Genomic DNA, 18,085 nt, shown 5'->3' on the forward strand with positions numbered 1-18,085 from the left:
GTGGCTAATGAAAACTGATAATAAATAGTATATTTGAGAATTGGGCATAAAAATATACATATGAAAATAAAGTTTATCTTTTTTTCTTTATTACTATTCAGTTTTGCAAATTCTCAGATTATTTCTGGAAAAATTATTTCTAAAGAAAATAATCAAGTGATTCCTTATGCGAGAATTGGAATTGAAAATGAAAACAGGGGAGCACTTACAGATGAAAATGGAAATTACAGCATTGACTTATCCAATATTGATACATCTAAGAAAATAATCGTTCAGTTAGGAGGTTATCTTTCTTTTGAACAAATTGTCAAAGATTTTATCAATTCAAACAATCATACTATTATTCTTAAAGAAAAAGTCAACGAAATTGCTGAATTAAAAATAAGCCCAAAAACTTTTGAAAGTAAAAATATTGGAGTCAAATCAAAAGCAAAAAAAATGCTTTACGGGTTTAGCTCGAATGGTTCTAATCAGGCAGTTTATAGGGAATTTGCAATCCCATTTTCAAATAAAAAAAGGTTGAAAATTGAGAAAATCCATCTTAATATAGCAAAGTTTAAAACCGATAAGCCTATAGTTCTCAATTTCAATGTTTACTCTAATAAAAAATAAACAACCTGCAGAGTCTATTCTTTTGGAAAACCTTACCACAGAAATAACGGAAGATAAAATTATAGACGGGACATTTACTTTTGACCTAAATAATTATTCTGTTTGGGTTGATAAAGAAGATTTTTATGTCTCTGTACAGGTTATGAGTGGGTTTAAAGGTGATTTTGGCTTTAGTGCGGCATTATTGAGAACTGTTTTTGAAAGAACTTTTTACAGCAATTGGGAAAAAATAACGGCAGGAAGCCCGGCCATTAATATTGATGTAAGGATTGAAAAAGAAAAACGGCCTGCAACATAATATACTAGATATAGAAATGTATTTTTAATTGCCGGAGCTATAAGCTTTTTCTACTTGTATTCTGCTGTTTTGTCTGTTGAGAACCTGGATTACAATTTCCATTTTAAAGAAAGATTAACCACCCTTCCGTCTATAGGAGCCCATAGCGGATTAAAGGTAGGGTTACTGATATTTCCCGTATACAATGCTTCTTTACGGCTTTGTCTGTAGTCTAAAAGGTTCTCACAATTGAGAACAACAGTAATATGATTTCCGATCTCTTTAGAAACCATCGCTGCCATAAACAGGTAAGAAGGTGTTTTGGTATAATCCATCCTGTATTGCTGCCCTGTAAAAGAAGCCTCCACTCCAATTTTCCATCCGTCTTCAAGTTCCTTTATCGTAGTCATGGCAAATCTGTGTTTCGGTGTAAGTGGAATGAACTGGTTATCCTGAAGAAACGTATATTTTGCCATCGTGAAAGTGTAGCCTATATAAAACTCCCACTCATCAATATCTCCTTTGATATAGGTATCAAATCCTTTCGATACAACGGGAGAAGCTTCGTTGATAAAGAAAACCTGGTTATTCTGATCAGTATGCCCTATAACCGGACGGTTGATATAGGTTAAAAAGAAGGCCTGATTGATAAACAGTGCATCCCCATTGTCCAGTTTCTTTTTATAATTAAATTCCAGATTGTAGCCCACAGATTTTTCAGCCCGGGTATTTTTCATATCAATTGGACGGATATTTTCCAGGGAATAATCTATCATTTGTGGTGCTAGAGCATTGGGTACTTTGTATCCCAGCCCGATTCCTCCTCTTGCTGCCCAATGGCTGTCAAAGTGATAAATAGCTGCAATACTTGGCAGAAAGAAGCTTCCGTAATTGTTGGTGAAATCATTACGAAGTCCGGTTTCTACAGTCATTTTATTAAATTTCAGCGTATTCTGCAGAAAAAGCCCAAAACTGTTGTTCTCAAATTGCGGAACCTGGAAATACATAAAGTTTTGAGGAACAAATTTGCTTCCCTGAAAATCAGCACCCAGCACCCAATTCATATTTTTCATAGGCCGGATGTAAGTAAGCTCTGAAAAATAGCTGTTTTGTTTAGCGTTCAGAAAATTATCATTGCTGCTGAACTTCCTGTTGAAATTGCTTAAACTGTTTTTAAACTCAATTTTAGAATCGTCATTCAGTTTTTGCTGGTACAATATTTCATAGGTATTTCTTTGCAGCTTATTTTGTTCAAAATATTGATGGATATTATCAGAATTTTCTTTAATAACCTGCATATCACCACCTACATTTTTATCAAAACTTCCACTCCAGCCCAGGCTGATAACGGCGTTTTCAGATGGATAAAAAAACAGTTTGGGATGAATTACTAAGGAACGTACCTGTGGTACATCCGAAAAGCCGTCTTTATCCACATCCTTTGCATTTTGATGAGTAACACCGCCAAAGAATGTATAGCCGATCCAATGGTGCCTTTTTGAAGCGAAGAAATTAAGATTTTTTTCATCAAGAGTAGAGTAGTTGACAAGAGCAGTCAATTCCTGTTTTGCAGCCGGTTTTCTTGAAATCATGTTAACCAGTCCACCAATAGCCCCACCACCATATAATGTGGAAGCTGATCCTTTTATTAATTCGATCTGCTGTAAATCAAGAGGAGGAATGTTCAGTAAACCTAATCCGCCGCTGAATCCGTCAAACAGAGGCATTCCGTCGCGCAATACCTGGGTGTAACGACCATCAAGACCCTGGATCCTGACATTAGAGTTTCCTGATACCGCACTGCTTTGCTGGATCTGAACTCCGCTGATATCACCAATGAGACTTCCGATACCTGCAGGTTTAATCCCGCTTTCCTCAGCCATTTCTTCTTTTCCTAATATTTCTACTTTTTGCGGCGAATTTTCTGCCTTTTGCGTAGTTCGGGTAGAAGCAATAATAGTAACTTCCTCAATGGCATTTTCCTGAGTTTTAAGAGTGTCCGTTTTCTGTTGGCCAAATGCCGGTACAGTGCTTGCCAGGGCAATAGGCAAGATGAGCTTTTTCATTGGATAATTTTGTGTAAAATTAAAATTATTCAAAACTCTTTTTTTCAAAAGGACTTAAAATTTGCTTAAAATTAAGAATTCATATATGTGATGTTTATATAAGCTTGATTTTTACTCACTTTTTTGTATAAAAAAACGTTTAATCTCAATGTTTACCGGCTTTTTAATTGCCTGATTTTATCATATTGATGTATATTTATCCCTTCAATTTTATCCTCGGAAATACAAAATATATGAAAAAGGTTATCGGTATAATAGGTCTGGCAGTATTGGCGAGTTGTAACAATTCTGGCAGCAAAGAACATCAAAAAGATGAGCTGAAAGAAGAAAAAGCTTTATCCAAAGAAAGAGAATCAGAATCTTCCCAGGGCAGGATTTCTAAAGAAGAAGCTGTAAAGTTGGCAATGAAACAATTTGATGCCTATTTACCCAAAATTCTTAAGACTTATGATGGAGTCATTGATCTTCAGGATCCTCATGTTGGGGATTTTACCGGGGATGGGATAGAAGATGTAGCGATTTACTGGAATATTGCACCTGAAGGTGGAAATGCTCTGATAGGACAGGGATTATCATTATATAAAAATGATGGACATAAAGTGAAGGTGATCGCCGGATATGAACCGGATTACCTGTTTGCCTTCGATACTATCAAAAATGGAAAAATCATTGTAGAAAAACTGGAGTATGCTGAAGATGACGGGAGATGCTGCCCTTCGATAAAGACTAAACATGCCCTTACCATTTCGGGGAGTAAAGCGTATTAAATGGAAGCGATAATCTGGATAAGATCATTTTTGATAATTAAAACATAATTTAGCTGATTATGAAAGATCAGCAAAAGCAGGTTAAAAACAAATGAAAGACAGATATCTGGCTCTTCTGGCTATTGCCGGAATCGTATGTTTACTGAGTTATACTTCTAATGATCCTACAGGATATACAATGGAAGAACTTCGTGATTTATATAGCAGTGGAGACCCGTCCAAATGGCCGGCACCACACTTATTTAATGAAGCTAAAGAAGGTTTTCAGGATATAGGTCCTTTACCTGAAATGAAATTTCCTGATGATAATCCTTATTCCGAAAATAAAATGGAGCTTGGAAAAATGTTGTTTTTTGATCCGAGATTGTCCGGAAGCGGAAAGATTTCCTGTGCCAGCTGCCATAATCCGGAAACCGGCTGGTCTGACGGAAATCGTGTTTCTTTTGGCCATGGCCGGCAAACCGGCACCAGAAATGCTCCTACTATAGTCAATATTGGATATGCCAGAACTTTTTTTCTGGGACGGACGTGCTGCAACACTGGAAGAGCAGGTAAAAGGACCCATAGAAAATCCTGTAGAGATGAATTTTCACATGTCATTGGCAACGAAAAATATTAAGGATATTAAAGGATATAAACCTTTTTTTGTGAAAGCTTTCGGAAACGAAGAAGTGACTGAAGAAAAGATTACCAAAGCAATAGCCACCTTTGAACGTTCTTTGAAAAGTCCGCCCTCGCAATTTGATCAACTGGTTTCCGGGAAAAAAGATGCCTTGACAGACTCCGAATTGAACGGCCTTCATTTGTTCCGTACCAAGGCCAATTGCATAAATTGCCATAACACACCCTACTTCTCTGATCAGAAATTCCACAATTTGGGTCTTACCCATTACGGCAAAAAGTATCAAGACCTTGGCAGGTATCTGGTTACCCAAAAAAATGAAGATGTGGGAAGGTTTAAAACACCGACACTCAGGGAAGTGTCTGGAAACAAGCCGTATATGCATAACGGGCTTTTTCCTGAACTGGCTAATGTTATCATGATGTATAATGCAGGAATGGGTCAAGAAATACCGGAAGGACACCAGATCAACGATCCAAAGTTTCCTCATAAATCTGCAATGATTGAAAGGCTTAATTTAACGGATGAGGAAGTTTTTGATATTGTAGCCTTTTTAAAGACCTTAAACAGTTACAAATACAAAATGCCCCCTCCGGTGTTACCTAAGTCATAAAAACCACAGTAACTTTTACTGTGGTTTTATAATCGTCTTAAAGAATTTCCACTTCTTCCGGTACTACAAAAAGAATGATACAGCCGTGCTCAGATTTTACAGAATGCTTAAAATTTGGCGGAGTATACAAGTAATCTCCTTTTTCAAGCCGGGCTCCGGCAATAGCAGCATCACCTTCCATAATAAATAGCTCCTCTCCGGCAGGATGATTGAGGGCAATTAAAAAATATTGCTTGGAGGTATGGTGTCTTGTGGGGCATCTTGTTCAAATGGTGGCTCTGTTGCTGTAGACTCGTGTACTCGATGTATTAGCTATTCAGATGGAGCAGCTTGTTACAATTCACATGATCAAAGTATACATGTACAAGATTGTTATTTGATATTAATATCTTATTAAGAAAGCAACGATTTTATAAGTCGTTGCTTTTTTATTATAATTTGAGAAATTGTTATATTTAAAATTAAGCTCTTGAAAATGAAATTATATTAAATAAAAAAACAGCCTTTTTTGAATGGAATATCAAGAATTTAATTTTGAATCTTATGTAAAGCTATATTATAAAGCTTTATAATAATATTCAATATTACTCCATAAAACCTGATCTCCCGATTTTATCATTTCAGAAGGAGTGGTAAACAGGATTCCAAACATATTGTCATATTGTGTCATACCGAAAGATACGTTCTGAACAACTGTAAGGCCATTACCGTTATCTCTCGGTTCACGTTTCATGTACTGCAATGTTCTCTTTAAAGTAAAAGTGGAGCTCTTTTTTATTAAAATCACCTATATACCTACTCTTCGAAGCTTTATCATTAATCAATACGGAATCGTTGCTGATTCTGATATTATAGACCGCATCAGCAGAATTTCCGGCAATCATTTGTATAGAGCTGTTTTTAAGATCAAGAACAATTCTCTTCCATGCCGGTTGCTGATAGGTACTCCAGTAACTGCTCAAGAAAGATTCCTGAGGAAGAGTCTTACTCCCGGATGTCCCTGTATAAAGAATAGTTTCCTTTACTGCATAACTTTTGAAATCAAAATTGGTACACCTCTTTTTCAATCGGTCTCGGATCTTCAATCACATTGTCATTATTTCCACATGAGATCAGCGACAGTGATATCAACGCAGCATAAAATGGGTATTTCATCGGTACTTTTTTACAAAAATAGGGGTTTTGCACGTAATAGTGAAATAGAATAAAGTGAAAGCTGCCTGTAATACAGCAAAGGCGGAAAAGTAAAAAAGGCGAAAGGTAAATTTAATTACCTTTTCGCCTTTTGTTTTTAAATTATTTCCCAAAGTACATCTGATCCTGTTTCTGCTGTTCATTATAAATAATCTGAAAGCTTACAGGCATATACTGGTAAAGAAGTTTCCAATGTTGGATCTTGGCATGTTTTTTAAAACTTTCAAAAGATCTTACAAAGAGATTTTCAATCACGGTTCTTACATAGGAATTCCCATTTCTGTAGATCCAGTCCATCAGTTTGATATGATGGGCAATAATATTGATCTTGGATTCCTGCAGCAGGTCTTTCAGATAATTAATGGTAGCCTGTATGACACCCGCAAAATTGTCCTGAACAGACAGCTGCGTGATTTCATTGCGAAGTGGCGGATAGAAAAATTTTAAGTATTCAACAGCTATTTTTTGATTAATAGTTTGCATTTGTACTTTCATCATAATTAAGAATTTTTCAAACACTTTTTATTGCAGCGAAATGTATACCAAAATTTACAGACAGGCTGCAAAAATAAATACACCGGCAATCACGGCGAGATGAATAAGTAACACCTCTGTATTATGCCTGTTAGTCGTGTTTTTCCATGTTTTCCAGTCTGAAATTCTTCTGATTTTCGTTTTCATAATCTATTGATTGTGAGTTATTTTTAATTTTGTTTAATTTAAACACTTTGTAATGAAACGGGTGAAAAATGTAACAAAACGTTTATATGCCATGACTGTAAATTTGTCTTGAATAGGTGTTCCTGAGATTATCAGAAATATGGCTGAAAATCATTTTCCTGTATTCTTTACTGCAAAATACGGTACAATTGTCCAGTGAACAGATAAAAGTATTTTCAATTGCATTCTTTAATACAGGGTCTCCGTCAGTATAAATTTTGTCCATTTTTTGTAAACTTCTGAACAGAAGATTCCTGTCATTCTGGCGGATCATATTTTTAATACGGTCCGTAAAAGTCCGGATGATACTGTACGAGTTTTGAATTGTAATGTTTTTTACTTCATTTTCAAAATCGGGAACCACTTCTGTGATTTCCTGTACGGCTTGTAAATAGTTCATAGTATATTAAATATGGTTTTGTTCCAACAGTTTGATGAAGGCTCCAAATAGGAAGATGATTAAAAAGGCGATAAAGAGAAGATGATAAGGTTTCAGCCATTTTGGGGTTTGTGGACCTCTGCTTTTTAATCTTCCTAATTTGTCTATGCGGTTCAATGTCTTCAAGTCCATTTTTTTATGTTTTGAAAATGATGATGCCAATGGTATACCTTTGAATTTGATTGTTGTTTAATATATTGATATTCAATTATTTTTATACTTTTTGATAATGGTTTTAATTGGAAAAAGCATTTCAAAATGATAAGGATTTTATCAAAATGAATATGAAATATGAAGAGGTAGTAAGGTATGCTTCAGAAGAAACAATTCATTGTTTCCATTCTTTGCTCACTTACAATGAATTATATTTCTTTGCGTCTATTTTGAAGGAACTCCCAATAAGATTTTAACATAAAGATTAGGAACCTTTTTGATGAACCACAAAAGAATTATAACACTTAAGTTATTGATCAGCTTAGTGAACTTTTCAGCTGTATTATTTTCAACTTGTAAGGTGAAAGTGTTTAAGAAAATAAAAACTTTTGTGTCTTTTGACTTCGTCGAATCTTCGATTTGTAGTTTAAAAAAATTCAGTTTCATGGGAAGGATAGAATGAATATCTTTGCAGTCCAAATATTCAGAAAATGTTTTCAAAAATAATAGTACACAGAGTAGGTAATAAGATCAACGGAGATTCTTTAACGCTTTCCCAGGAGGAATTGAAGCTGGAGGAAGGAATGGCAGAACTGCTGGAGGATTACTTTTTAGGATCATTCAAATCAGAAGAGACTTTTCATTTTTATAGTGATACCTATCTGGTGAACAATCCGGTTTACAGTGCTGTATCTGAAATTTTTGATGATAAATCCAAATTTATATGGGAATCTGAAAATATCGCAAAACACCTTTTCGAAGCGGCTGAAAATCCCAGGGTTCAGAGTGGGGAGTTGTTTATTGTACTTTTTGAGGATGAAAGTGACCGTCCGGATAAAGTAGATAAAATCGGGATTTTCAAAACTGAAAAAAGGGAATCCTTCCTTAAGATTAATCCTACAGAGGAATCTTTTGACATTGAAAAAGATCAGGGAATCGGTTTGTCTAAAATAGATAAGGCAGCATTAATCTACAACAATAATAAAGAAACAGGATATGTACTTTCCGTAGTGGATAACAACAAAAACGGGGATATGTATTACTGGTTTGAAGATTTCTTAAAAGTAAAACAGCGTGACGACGAATATTTCCATACCCAGGAAGCTTTAATGGTGTATAAAGATTACATCACCAAGCAACTTCCCCAGGAATTTGAGGTTTCAAAGGCTGATCAGGCAGATTTCCTGAATAAATCAATTAACTTCTTCAAAGAAAAAGAAGAATTTAAACTGGATGAATTTGCTAACGAAGTATTGGGTGACGAGCATGTAATTGAAAGTTTTGTGAATTTCAAAACAGATTATGAACAGGATATGCAGGTGAATATTGCTGAAGAATTCCCAATTAGTGAAGCTGCGGTAAAAAAGACTCAGAGACACTTTAAAAGTATCATCAAATTAGATAAAAATTTCCATATTTACATCCATGGAGACCGGCAGAAAATTGAAATGGGAGAGGATGATAAAGGGAAATATTACAGGCTTTACTTCGAGAAAGAAGTATAATTGAAGAGCTTTAGAGAGTTGGAGGCAGGAGGCTGGAAGTTATGAAGGCCATAAGGACTGCTATTTATTTTTTTTATCTTCTTTTAGGTAATATTAATAAGGTTGTTGACGGTCAGTCATGATAACGGAAAGTAACTTCCGGCTTCCATCTTCCAGCCCATAATTAATAAATAATATCATAACTTTATTGCTGTTTACAAAACAGGAGTTATGAAATTTATGATCATTTTCTGGGGAATTTTCCTTTTCTTTTTCTGCGTACCCTTCCCGATTTTCATTTATATGATGACGGAGGATCTTGCAACAGAACCGAGAAATTCATTGGCTGTGAGCTATGGATACCTCGGTTTTTCTTTATTGATATGGTTGTATATTCTTGCGTTTTTCGTTAATAATCTTTTTATTAAAACTTTTAAACAGAAAAATACCATTCACTCTATTCTGAGAAACGGAATCCCGAGGGAAGCAAAAGTTATCCGTTATCAGCTTCTGAAATACATTCCCAAAACCAATATGAATGTCATTCAGATTGTTCTTTCATTTCCCAATCTTAGAAATACGATGATTGAGCATGAAATGATGTTTCACGATTCCAAGCCTCAGGAGAAAAGATTCGATGCTGGTAATACCGTAAAGGTGTTGCTGAACCCCGATGTATCCCAGGAACCCTATTTTATTTTAAATGATCAGAAAGTAGGATTCAATACTTCAGGGATGATATTAAGAACAGCTTTTATCATATTATTAATTGCTTATATTATCGGATTATACTATTATTTCTACATGCGGGAATCTTTTGATTTTGGCTGGAGGTTTCTTACTTTCATGCATCCGATTATTTTCAGTGGAGTAATGACAATTATTTATGTATTGGTTTTCCAGCTGATTGCAGGAAAGTTTTTTTAAGAATAAAAAAGAAGAACAAATTCTGTTTTCCGGAAGAAATGCTGAGGCTGAAATCATTAGTGTAAGCCAAACCGGCTTAATGGTAAATGATCAGCCGGAAATTAAAATCCAGGTCAGTTTCAAAGATTTCAGAGGGAAGGAACATATTGCCGTATATAAAAAGATCGTAAGTCTTTTGAATCTTTCTTCAGTACCTAAATATGGCAGGATAGAGATACTTTATGATGAAAATGATCCCGGTAAAATTATGATTCCGAAAATATTTTAAAAGGTCAGAAGCTGGAAGCTGGAAGAGGGAAGTTATTTTCCATTATAATTACTGATCATTCACATTATCAATTTAAAATTTAAAAAAGAGAAAAAGCTATGCTTTATGACTTCCATAACTTCCAGCCTCCCTCTTCTAACTCAGAAATCTTTATTCAAAACGAGCATTATTTGTATCTTTATTCCCAAAGCCGATCCTATGAAAACAACTATTATCGATTTATCCAAACCTATTCAGTACAATGCAGGAGATCCTTGGTTTATGAGAGTGAAAATTAAACATAAACCTCACAGGAAATCCCATTGGCTGATCCGTTTGGCTTTGAATCTTCCTTTCAGGCTTTTTCCTAAAAACTGGACAGGATGGGCAGATGATACGATTAAAAATATGGGACTTCATGCCACCACTCATATTGATGCACCTTGGCATTACGGACCTTTGGTGGAAGGAAAACCTGCGAAAACGATCGATCAGATTCCATTAGAATGGTGCTATGGAGATGGTATTGTCATAGATTGCAGCCACAAGGAAGATTTTGTCGCCATTACAGTAGATGACCTTAAAAAAGATCTCCACAAAAACGGAATTACTATTCAGGAAGGAAATATTGTTTTAATCAGAACTGATCGGGACAAGTTAATGGGAACTTCAGACTTTGTAGAAAGGGGCACCGGAATGAGCCGTGAAGCTACGGAATGGCTGATTGATCAAGGGGTAAAAGTAATGGGAATCGATCAGTGGGGTTGGGATCTTCCCTTGAAATTTATGGCTAAAAAAGCAAAAGAACTGAATGACCCTGAATATTTCTGGGAAGGTCATCGCGTAGGAATAGAAAAAGAATATCTGCATATAGAACAGCTTACCAATCTCAAGGCACTGCCACCTTCAGGCTTCAAAGTCTGTGTATTTCCGTTAAAGATTGTGGGTGGTTCTGCAGCTCCGACAAGAGTAGTGGCCATGATGGATTAACAAAAATCGATCATGGACAAAACTTGGTGATATTTTAGGAGATGTAGTGGATATGCATTTACTTAGAAAGAATCAATGAAATTGATTCCATCTTTTGCGCCCTTGAAAATATAAGACAATGTGCTAAAAACTTTGCATTACATTAAATTTCACAAATTTTAGCAATATTTTCCTCAGCTTTTGAGACTGATCCATAAAAATTCATTATAAAAATAGAAAGAGCAAACCTGCATTTGCAAATTCGCTCTTTCACATAGCATCATTTTTAGCATTCTTCCTTTACTTATCCTTTTTTATTGAAAAATAGGGCTCTGTTGTATTCAAAATTCATCCTGGCTATATTCAGTACGGAAATTCCCTGAGGACATTCCACTTCACAGGCTTCGGTATTGGAACAGTGGCCAAATAATTCGGCATCCATCTGGGCGACCATGTCCAGAACACGTTTGCTTCTTTCTTCCTTTCCCTGAGGCAGGAGCGCCATATGGGTGATTTTGGCAGAGGTAAATAAAGCTGCACTTCCGTTTTTGCAGGTGGCAACACAAGCGCCACAACCAATACAGGCTGCGGAATCAAATGCTTCTTCTGCGGTTTGATGAGTAACAGGAATGGCTGTAGCATCAGGGGCCTGGCCGGTATTTACCGATACAAAACCTCCGGAAGATATAATCCTGTCAAAAGCAGAACGATCCACCTTTAAATCTTTTTTTACCGGGAAAGCTTCAGCTCTAAATGGCTCTATCAGAATAGTTTCACCATCTTTAAAAGACCTGAGGTGAAGCTGGCAGGTTGTTGTATGCTTTAAAGGACCATGGGCAATGCCGTTGATCATCATTCCGCACTGTCCGCAGATTCCCTCGCGGCAGTCGTGATCAAACTCTACGGGTTCATCACCTTCAATGATCAGTTTTTCATTCAACGTATCCAGCATTTCCAGAAAAGACATGTGAGGGTTCAATCCTTTGAGGTCGTAATTCACCAGCTTTCCTTCACTTTTTCTATCTTTCTGTCTCCATATTTTAAGATGTAAATCCATAATTTTTGTTTTTCTATTTATAACTTCTTACCGTTGGCTGAATTTCTTCAAAGATTAAAGGTTCCCTGATCAGTTCAGGTTCGCCATTTTCACATGTCCATTTCCATGCAGAGATGAATTGATATTCCGCATCATTTCTCATGGCCTCGCCATCGGGGGTCTGAAATTCTTCCCGGAAATGTGCACCACAGGATTCATTACGGGTTAGCGCATCATAGCACATTAGTTCACCTATCTCAAAATAATCGGCAACGCGGCCTGCTTTTTCCAGTTCAGCATTCATTGTATTGCCCTGTCCGGAAACCCTTACGTCTTTGTGGAATTCCTGTTTTAGTTTTCTGATCTCCTGAATGGCATATTGTAATCCTTTTTCATTTCTGGCCAGCCCGCAATAATCATACAGTAACTTTCCTAATGTTTTATGGAAATAATCAACGGTTTTGGTTCCTTTGATATTCATTAAATCCTGAATCTGCTTTTTAACCGCATTTTCAGCCTGTTCAAACTCAGGGGTATCCGGGGAAATTTTTCCGGTGTGAATCTCATCTGCTAAATAATTGGCAATAGTATAAGGGGCAATAAAATACCCATCTACAGAAGCCTGTAAAAGAGAGTTAGCTCCCAACCTGTTGGCTCCGTGATCTGCAAAATTGGCTTCACCTAAAGCAAACAGTCCCGGAATGGTAGTCATTAATTCATAATCTACCCAGAGTCCACCCATAGAAAAATGGGCAGAAGGAGAGATCATCATCGGTTCTTTATACGCATCATATCCGGTAATTTTGAGATACATATCGAATAAATTTCCATATTTTTCTTTGATTTTTTCTTTTCCCTGTTCCTTAATAGCCTTTGAAAAATCAAGATACACGGCATTTTTCAATGGGCCGGTTCCGTAGCCTGCATCTATTCTTTCTTTTGCTGCACGGGATGAAATATCTCTGGGAGCTAAGTTCCCGAACGCAGGATACCTTCTTTCCAGATAGTAATCTCTTTCATTTTCCGGAATGTCATTCGGGGCTCTGTTTTCATCCTGTTTCGCAGGTACCCAGATTCTTCCGTCATTACGCAATGATTCGGACATCAATGTTAATTTGGATTGATAATCTCCGGATTGCGGAAGGGAAGTAGGGTGTACCTGGATCCAGCTTGGAGAGGCCATTAAGGCTCCTTTTTTTATGAGCTCTCCATATCGCAGAGCCGTTACATCCCATGGCTAATGTCGACAGATAATAAATCTTTCCATAGCCTCCGGTTGCTAATATGACAGCATGGGCGGCATGTCTTTCAATTTCTCCGGTATCTAAATTTCTTACGATAATTCCTCTTGCTTTGCCGTCAATAGTGACTAAATCGAGCATTTCATGTCTTGAAAACAGCTGTACGGAACCTTTTCCGACCTGTCTCATTAAAGCCTGATAGGCTCCCAGAAGCAATTGTTGTCCGGTCTGTCCTCTGGCATAGAAAGTACGGCTTACCTGAACTCCGCCGAAAGACCGGTTATTAAGATAGCCACCATATTCCCGGCCAAAAGGTACGCCTTGCGCTACGGCCTGATCGATGAGGTTTAAAGAACATTCTGCCATCCGGTATACATTGGCTTCACGGGCACGGAAATCTCCGCCTTTTAAGGTGTCTGCGAACATACGGTAAACACTGTCCCCATCATTTTTATAATTTTTGGCAGCGTTTACACCTCCCTGTGCCGCTACAGAATGGGCTCTTCTGGGGCTGTCCTGAAAGCAGAACGATTTGACGTTATATCCCATTTCCCCCAATGAAGCTGCTGCAGAACTTCCTGCCAGGCCTGTTCCTACTACAATAATATCAAGTTTTTTGCGGTTGGCAGGATTGACCAGTTTAGCTTTCTTTTTATAGTTATCCCATTTTTGTTCCAACGGGCCTTGTGGTATTTTTGAATCTAAAATCATAATGAGGTTTTTATTGGTAAGTAAAAAATACATAAACAGGCATCAGGGCAAAACCTAAGCTGATGATGATTGAATAAGCAATTCCTACGGTTTTGAACCACTTTACAAATTTAGGATGGTATAACCCGAGTGTCCTTACGGCACTGTGTATCCCGTGGATCAGGTGATAACATAGGGCAACCATGGATATTACATAAATAATCACATACCACCATTCTTTAAACACCGTTACAACAAGGATATACAGGTCCTTGTTTCCATTTTCATCAAGGGGTGGATTTCCAAATTTGTAGATATACCAGAAATTTTGGAAATGGATGACCAGAAAGATCAGGATCAATGTTCCAAGAATACCCATATTCCTGGAAGCCCATTGGCTGGCTCTTCCGCGCTTGTCATTCTGGTAAACGCCACCGGATTTTTTATTTTTCAGGGTAATCACCAGTCCATCTACAGCATGAAGAATGATACTGGCATACAAAATATAAGAAACTATTTTGATGATGATATTTCCTGATAAAAAATGCGAATAGGCATTGAATTGCAGATGAGCCTGATCCCGGGGAAGAAAAAGTTGAAGATTTCCGAGGAAATGAATCAACAAAAAGAATCCCAAAAAGAGCCCTGTAAGGCACATCAGCATTTTTCTTGACAATGTTGATAACATAGATTTGATTTAATAATTAATAATATCCTAAAACTTTCATCCATAGACCTCCTACAACCATATAGATGATTAATAATACAATTCCTATTTCAAGCCCCCGAAGCCACCAGGCTTTCAGGTCAACGTATCCGCTTCCGAAGAATACCGGGGCAGGACCATGGCCGTAATGGGTAAGCACCCCATAGATTGACCCCATGAAACCGAGCATCATAGCTAATAACATAGGCGGTATCCCAAGAGAAACTCCCACCCCAAGTAATGCTGCATACATGGCCGCTACGTGAGCAGTAGCACTTGCGAAAATATAGTGACTGAAGAAATAGACCACAATAATAACCGGGAAGGCCACCTGCCAGTTCAATCCTCCGATCTGAACTTTAATAAGGTTACTGAACCAGCCAATGAAGCCCAATTCATTCAGAGAGCTTGCCATCATTACTAAAACAGCAAACCAGACAATGGTATCCCAGGCCCCTTTTTCACCTTTTACATCTTCCCAGGTTAACACAGAGGTTAATAGCAATAAAGTTAATCCGATGAATGCTGTAGTGGTGGCATCAATAGAAAGCGCTCCCCCAAAGATCCATAGGAATAAAAGAATGAAGAAAGCCAAAAGCATCAACCATTCATTTCTGGAAATAGGTCCCATTTCTTTTAATTTCTGAGCTGCCATTTTCGGAGCATCTCCTGTTTTTTTCAATTCAGGCGGATACAGTTTGTATAAAACCAAAGGAACGACGAAGAATGCAACCAGCCCCGGAAGAAATCCCGCTGCAGCCCAGGACATCCAGGTAATATCAATACCAAGGTTGGCAGCAAATTTCTGACACATGGGATTACTCGCTGTTCCTGTAAGAAACATGGAAGAAGCGATGAGGTTCATATAATAGCTGTTCAAAGTTAAAAATGAACCGAGTTTTCTATGGGTTTCAGGCTTTTCCGGAACGGAATCAAAGCTGATAGCCATAGATTTCATAATAGGATAGATGATTCCTCCCCCTCTTGCGGTATTACTTGGAATAGCAGGTGCCAGGCAAACATCAGCAAGTCCTAATCCGTAGGCTAATCCCAATGAACTTTTACCGAAAACCCTGATAAATAAAAAGGCAATGCGGTTTCCTAATCCTGTTTTAATAAATCCTCTGGCAATAAAGAATGAAATTCCGATCAACCAGATCACCTTATCTCCAAATCCGGAAAGTGCTTTGGTGATTGATTTTCCGGCATCTCCGGGAGCCACAACCTGTGTAAGCGCCGTAAATCCTATGGCCATCATACACATGGTGCCCATGGGAGCTGCCTTTAAAATAATTCCTAGAATGGTTGCTGCAAAGATGGCGAACAGGTGCCATGCATTCTGGGCAACTCCTTCCGGTGCAGGAATGAACCAGATGATTAATGCAACGACAAATGTAATCGCAACGTTTTTGATATTAATTTCTTTCATGATAGTAACTATTTATCGGTTAAAATCTACTTTGTACCTGGACGATGAATAGATTATTGTTGTATTGTGATGTGTTTTCTACCTGATGTTTGTAACGGTCAAACTGCACTCCCAACTGAATTCTTGCCCCATAATTTTTCAGGAATTCCAGTCCGAACATGGGAGTAATGGTTTGCCTTGGATTTGAATTCATTCTGAAATTGGTATCCAGGTATTCATACCGGCAAGACAGTTCGAAAGCGCTGAGGTTTTTGTGATTGATCTCATACCTGATATTTGGAAGGAAATAAACTCCCCGGATCAGATACTGATCAGGATTATCAGGACGTAGCTCCGGAGCAATGGAATTGTACAGGACATGATTAGTAGCCTGTTTGGCTTCCAGCTGCATATCCAGACTCCATCTTGGATCAAATCTGACCAATGAGCTTAGATCAATTCCCAGAGCATATACCTTTTTACTGAAAACCTCGCCAATACCTCCATTTAATCCGACATTAAAATTATATTTCTTAGATAAACCGAAAACCAGCCTTGTGGAGTATTGCTTTCCATTGTCATTATCATTAATCTGATTTTTTCCGTTTCCGTTGACTACAGAAACCGCATATTGAAAAGGAATTTCACCCAGCTGAAGCTGTCCAGTCGCAGACATTCCGATCTGAAAACTTGTCCAGCCCAGTTTCCCGAATTCCGTATACTGATTAGACCAGTCTAAAGATTTAATGATGTCGATAGGATATGTTTCCTCAATACCGAACCAGGGCCTGAACTGTCCTGCCGTCAAAGCCAGTTTGGGACTGAAAGTATATTTCAGGTAAGCATTTTCAAGAACCCTGCTTTTAGGGTCATTTTTAAAATCTGCAAGATTAGCCAAAACGACAACTTCCGTACGTTTGCTGATCTGTGCCCGTACCTGGACCCGCATGTATTTAAGCATGAAATTGTTATCGGTTCCTGAACCATCAGAATGATGGAGACCGTTCACATCAACATCTTTACTCATCCCTACCAGGTAACGTGCCTGGAAGAGCCCTTTGATCTGGAGCTGCGGATATTTTATATTGTCTTCCGGTGGTTGTGGTTTGATTTGCATAGAGTCCTGTATCTGTGCATGGGCTGATAACCAGCAAATAAGAATGCAGAGTATCAGGCTTTTCTTTTTTGAATGAAAAAAAGGCCATATCTTTTGTTTTTAATGAGTGTTTTAGCTTAGTCCTGAAGACTGAATGCTGCAGATGAGTGTGTTCCCACAAGTTGACGGGAATTTTGTAAACCGGGTGGTGAAAACGGTATTTTGTGAGCTTTTGAGGAAACACGGCCGCCGGTTTGTAATGGCTTCCATAATCCTGGAATAAACATTAATGGGAACTTTTTCATAGTAGTATTATTTGAATTGTAAAATTATATTGAAATTATTGTGAATATTTCAATTTATTTTCAATTATATCTGTTATTTGATGATATAAATTTAGCAAAAAAGGTTTGAATAACATAGATATGTAAACCAATAATATTAAATTTATGTTATGAATCATAGTTAAATGGTTAAAACACTATTATTGGGAAATTTTTTGTATATTTTAGAAAAACAGTATTAAAATAAGTTAAAAATAAAAAATGTTTTAACGCGATTTTTATCTTTTGTATTCCATAATTGACAGGAGAATAGAAGTAAGAAAAATGTTAAAAATTGATTTTATAAAATAGAAAGCTGTTCAAAAAAGAGTTATCTTTGATTAATATACTGAAGAGATATATGAATTTTGTAGAATGCCATGAAGAACCTATCCATATTCCGGGCCACATACAGAGTTTTGGTTATTTGATTGGCATTGATGCGGAATCCCATTCCATTACTTTTTTTTAGCAGGAATATATCGGATATATTTA

Annotated in this window: 23 protein-coding genes and 1 pseudogene; 10 read left to right on the top strand and 14 right to left on the bottom strand. The window is 37.2% G+C overall.

All coding sequences use genetic code 11. The features are described from left to right. Positions 1 to 60 precede the first annotated feature (60 nt). Together HX13_RS04120 and HX13_RS04125 are read left to right on the top strand one after the other, a co-directional pair. Complete coding sequence (locus HX13_RS04120; RefSeq protein WP_050020010.1) at positions 61 to 612, top strand: carboxypeptidase-like regulatory domain-containing protein; 552 nt, start codon at positions 61 to 63, stop codon at positions 610 to 612. After that, complete coding sequence (locus HX13_RS04125; protein WP_050020012.1) at positions 590 to 910, top strand: hypothetical protein; 321 nt, start codon at positions 590 to 592, stop codon at positions 908 to 910. The genes HX13_RS04120 and HX13_RS04125 overlap by 23 nt, the downstream gene beginning before the upstream one ends. Before the next feature lie 89 nt (positions 911 to 999). Here the strand turns inward: HX13_RS04125 and HX13_RS04130 are convergent, their stop codons facing one another. Beyond that, entirely contained in the window at positions 1,000 to 2,955 is a 1,956-nt protein-coding gene (locus HX13_RS04130) for a TonB-dependent receptor plug domain-containing protein (RefSeq protein WP_050020013.1), read from the bottom strand. A 233-nt stretch (positions 2,956 to 3,188) separates the two neighbouring features. On the opposite strand from HX13_RS04130, the gene HX13_RS04135 reads away from it, so the two are divergent. The 3 genes from HX13_RS04135 to HX13_RS25945 all read left to right on the top strand — a co-directional run bounded on the left by HX13_RS04135 (position 3,189) and on the right by HX13_RS25945 (position 4,957). Further along, on the top strand, positions 3,189 to 3,722 hold the full coding sequence (locus HX13_RS04135) for a hypothetical protein (protein ID WP_050020454.1): 534 nt from the start codon (positions 3,189 to 3,191) through the stop codon (positions 3,720 to 3,722). Between the two features lie 91 nt (positions 3,723 to 3,813). Next, positions 3,814 to 4,341: a cytochrome-c peroxidase gene (locus tag HX13_RS25940; RefSeq protein ID WP_316931235.1), complete on the top strand. Its 528-nt coding sequence runs from the start codon at positions 3,814 to 3,816 to the stop codon at positions 4,339 to 4,341. Next, positions 4,223 to 4,957: a cytochrome-c peroxidase gene (locus HX13_RS25945; protein WP_316931236.1), complete on the top strand. Its 735-nt coding sequence runs from the start codon at positions 4,223 to 4,225 to the stop codon at positions 4,955 to 4,957. Before HX13_RS25940 ends, HX13_RS25945 begins: the two co-directional genes overlap by 119 nt. Before the next feature lie 37 nt (positions 4,958 to 4,994). On the opposite strand, the gene HX13_RS04145 is transcribed toward HX13_RS25945, so the two are convergent. The 7 genes from HX13_RS04145 to HX13_RS22745 all read right to left on the bottom strand — a co-directional run bounded on the left by HX13_RS04145 (position 4,995) and on the right by HX13_RS22745 (position 7,442). Beyond that, positions 4,995 to 5,177 (bottom strand): cupin domain-containing protein, encoded by a 183-nt coding sequence (locus HX13_RS04145; protein ID WP_128572185.1) that lies wholly within the window; start codon positions 5,175 to 5,177, stop codon positions 4,995 to 4,997. Positions 5,178 to 5,513: 336 nt separating this feature from the next. Then, on the bottom strand, positions 5,514 to 5,690 hold the full coding sequence (locus HX13_RS22410; RefSeq protein WP_157837406.1) for a hypothetical protein: 177 nt from the start codon (positions 5,688 to 5,690) through the stop codon (positions 5,514 to 5,516). Then, entirely contained in the window at positions 5,680 to 6,024 is a 345-nt protein-coding gene (locus HX13_RS04150; RefSeq protein WP_050020014.1) for a hypothetical protein, read from the bottom strand. The genes HX13_RS22410 and HX13_RS04150 overlap by 11 nt, the downstream gene beginning before the upstream one ends. Before the next feature lie 229 nt (positions 6,025 to 6,253). Then, the gene (locus HX13_RS04155; protein ID WP_050020455.1) at positions 6,254 to 6,649 is read right to left on the bottom strand and encodes a hypothetical protein; all 396 of its coding nucleotides are present in this window, start codon (positions 6,647 to 6,649) and stop codon (positions 6,254 to 6,256) included. A gap of 51 nt (positions 6,650 to 6,700) precedes the next feature. Continuing rightward, positions 6,701 to 6,832, bottom strand: coding sequence for a hypothetical protein (locus HX13_RS25320; protein ID WP_262483483.1), 132 nt, complete (start codon positions 6,830 to 6,832; stop codon positions 6,701 to 6,703). 82 nt (positions 6,833 to 6,914) lie between these two features. After that, the gene (locus HX13_RS04160; RefSeq protein WP_050020015.1) at positions 6,915 to 7,271 is read right to left on the bottom strand and encodes a hypothetical protein; all 357 of its coding nucleotides are present in this window, start codon (positions 7,269 to 7,271) and stop codon (positions 6,915 to 6,917) included. A gap of 6 nt (positions 7,272 to 7,277) precedes the next feature. Continuing rightward, a complete protein-coding gene (locus HX13_RS22745; protein ID WP_167336347.1) occupies positions 7,278 to 7,442 on the bottom strand; it encodes a hypothetical protein in 165 nt (54 codons plus the stop codon). A 512-nt stretch (positions 7,443 to 7,954) separates the two neighbouring features. Between HX13_RS22745 and HX13_RS04170 the strand changes: the two genes are divergently transcribed. From HX13_RS04170 to HX13_RS04185, 4 genes are all read left to right on the top strand, one after another. Next, positions 7,955 to 8,968, top strand: coding sequence for a nucleoid-associated protein (locus HX13_RS04170; protein WP_050020017.1), 1,014 nt, complete (start codon positions 7,955 to 7,957; stop codon positions 8,966 to 8,968). A 210-nt stretch (positions 8,969 to 9,178) separates the two neighbouring features. After that, complete coding sequence (locus HX13_RS04175; RefSeq protein ID WP_050020018.1) at positions 9,179 to 9,874, top strand: hypothetical protein; 696 nt, start codon at positions 9,179 to 9,181, stop codon at positions 9,872 to 9,874. After that, positions 9,855 to 10,142: a hypothetical protein gene (locus HX13_RS04180; RefSeq protein WP_050020019.1), complete on the top strand. Its 288-nt coding sequence runs from the start codon at positions 9,855 to 9,857 to the stop codon at positions 10,140 to 10,142. Before HX13_RS04175 ends, HX13_RS04180 begins: the two co-directional genes overlap by 20 nt. 198 nt (positions 10,143 to 10,340) lie before the next feature. After that, positions 10,341 to 11,111, top strand: a complete 771-nt coding sequence (locus tag HX13_RS04185; protein ID WP_050020456.1) for a cyclase family protein — start codon at positions 10,341 to 10,343, stop codon at positions 11,109 to 11,111. A gap of 283 nt (positions 11,112 to 11,394) precedes the next feature. Here HX13_RS04185 and HX13_RS04190 read toward each other — a convergent pair whose 3' ends face one another. The 6 genes and pseudogenes from HX13_RS04190 to HX13_RS23360 all read right to left on the bottom strand — a co-directional run bounded on the left by HX13_RS04190 (position 11,395) and on the right by HX13_RS23360 (position 17,572). Next, on the bottom strand, positions 11,395 to 12,147 hold the full coding sequence (locus HX13_RS04190; RefSeq protein ID WP_050020020.1) for a succinate dehydrogenase/fumarate reductase iron-sulfur subunit: 753 nt from the start codon (positions 12,145 to 12,147) through the stop codon (positions 11,395 to 11,397). A 13-nt stretch (positions 12,148 to 12,160) separates the two neighbouring features. Next, positions 12,161 to 14,078, bottom strand: a pseudogene (locus tag HX13_RS04195) (fumarate reductase/succinate dehydrogenase flavoprotein subunit). A 10-nt stretch (positions 14,079 to 14,088) separates the two neighbouring features. Further along, positions 14,089 to 14,745 (bottom strand): succinate dehydrogenase cytochrome b subunit, encoded by a 657-nt coding sequence (locus HX13_RS04200; protein ID WP_050020021.1) that lies wholly within the window; start codon positions 14,743 to 14,745, stop codon positions 14,089 to 14,091. Positions 14,746 to 14,761: 16 nt separating this feature from the next. Further along, positions 14,762 to 16,192, bottom strand: a complete 1,431-nt coding sequence (locus tag HX13_RS04205) for an anion permease (RefSeq protein WP_050020022.1) — start codon at positions 16,190 to 16,192, stop codon at positions 14,762 to 14,764. Between the two features lie 19 nt (positions 16,193 to 16,211). Beyond that, positions 16,212 to 17,288, bottom strand: coding sequence for a porin (locus HX13_RS04210; protein ID WP_238555022.1), 1,077 nt, complete (start codon positions 17,286 to 17,288; stop codon positions 16,212 to 16,214). 116 nt (positions 17,289 to 17,404) lie between these two features. Then, the gene (locus HX13_RS23360) at positions 17,405 to 17,572 is read right to left on the bottom strand and encodes a hypothetical protein (RefSeq protein ID WP_157837407.1); all 168 of its coding nucleotides are present in this window, start codon (positions 17,570 to 17,572) and stop codon (positions 17,405 to 17,407) included. 379 nt (positions 17,573 to 17,951) lie between these two features. Here HX13_RS23360 and HX13_RS23365 point away from each other — a divergent pair, with 379 nt between their 5' ends. Beyond that, the gene (locus HX13_RS23365; RefSeq protein WP_238555117.1) at positions 17,952 to 18,062 is read left to right on the top strand and encodes a hypothetical protein; all 111 of its coding nucleotides are present in this window, start codon (positions 17,952 to 17,954) and stop codon (positions 18,060 to 18,062) included. Positions 18,063 to 18,085: the final 23 nt, after the last annotated feature.

The organism is Chryseobacterium sp. P1-3, from assembly GCF_000738495.1.
Taxonomy (GTDB): Bacteria; Bacteroidota; Bacteroidia; order Flavobacteriales; family Weeksellaceae; genus Chryseobacterium; species Chryseobacterium gallinarum.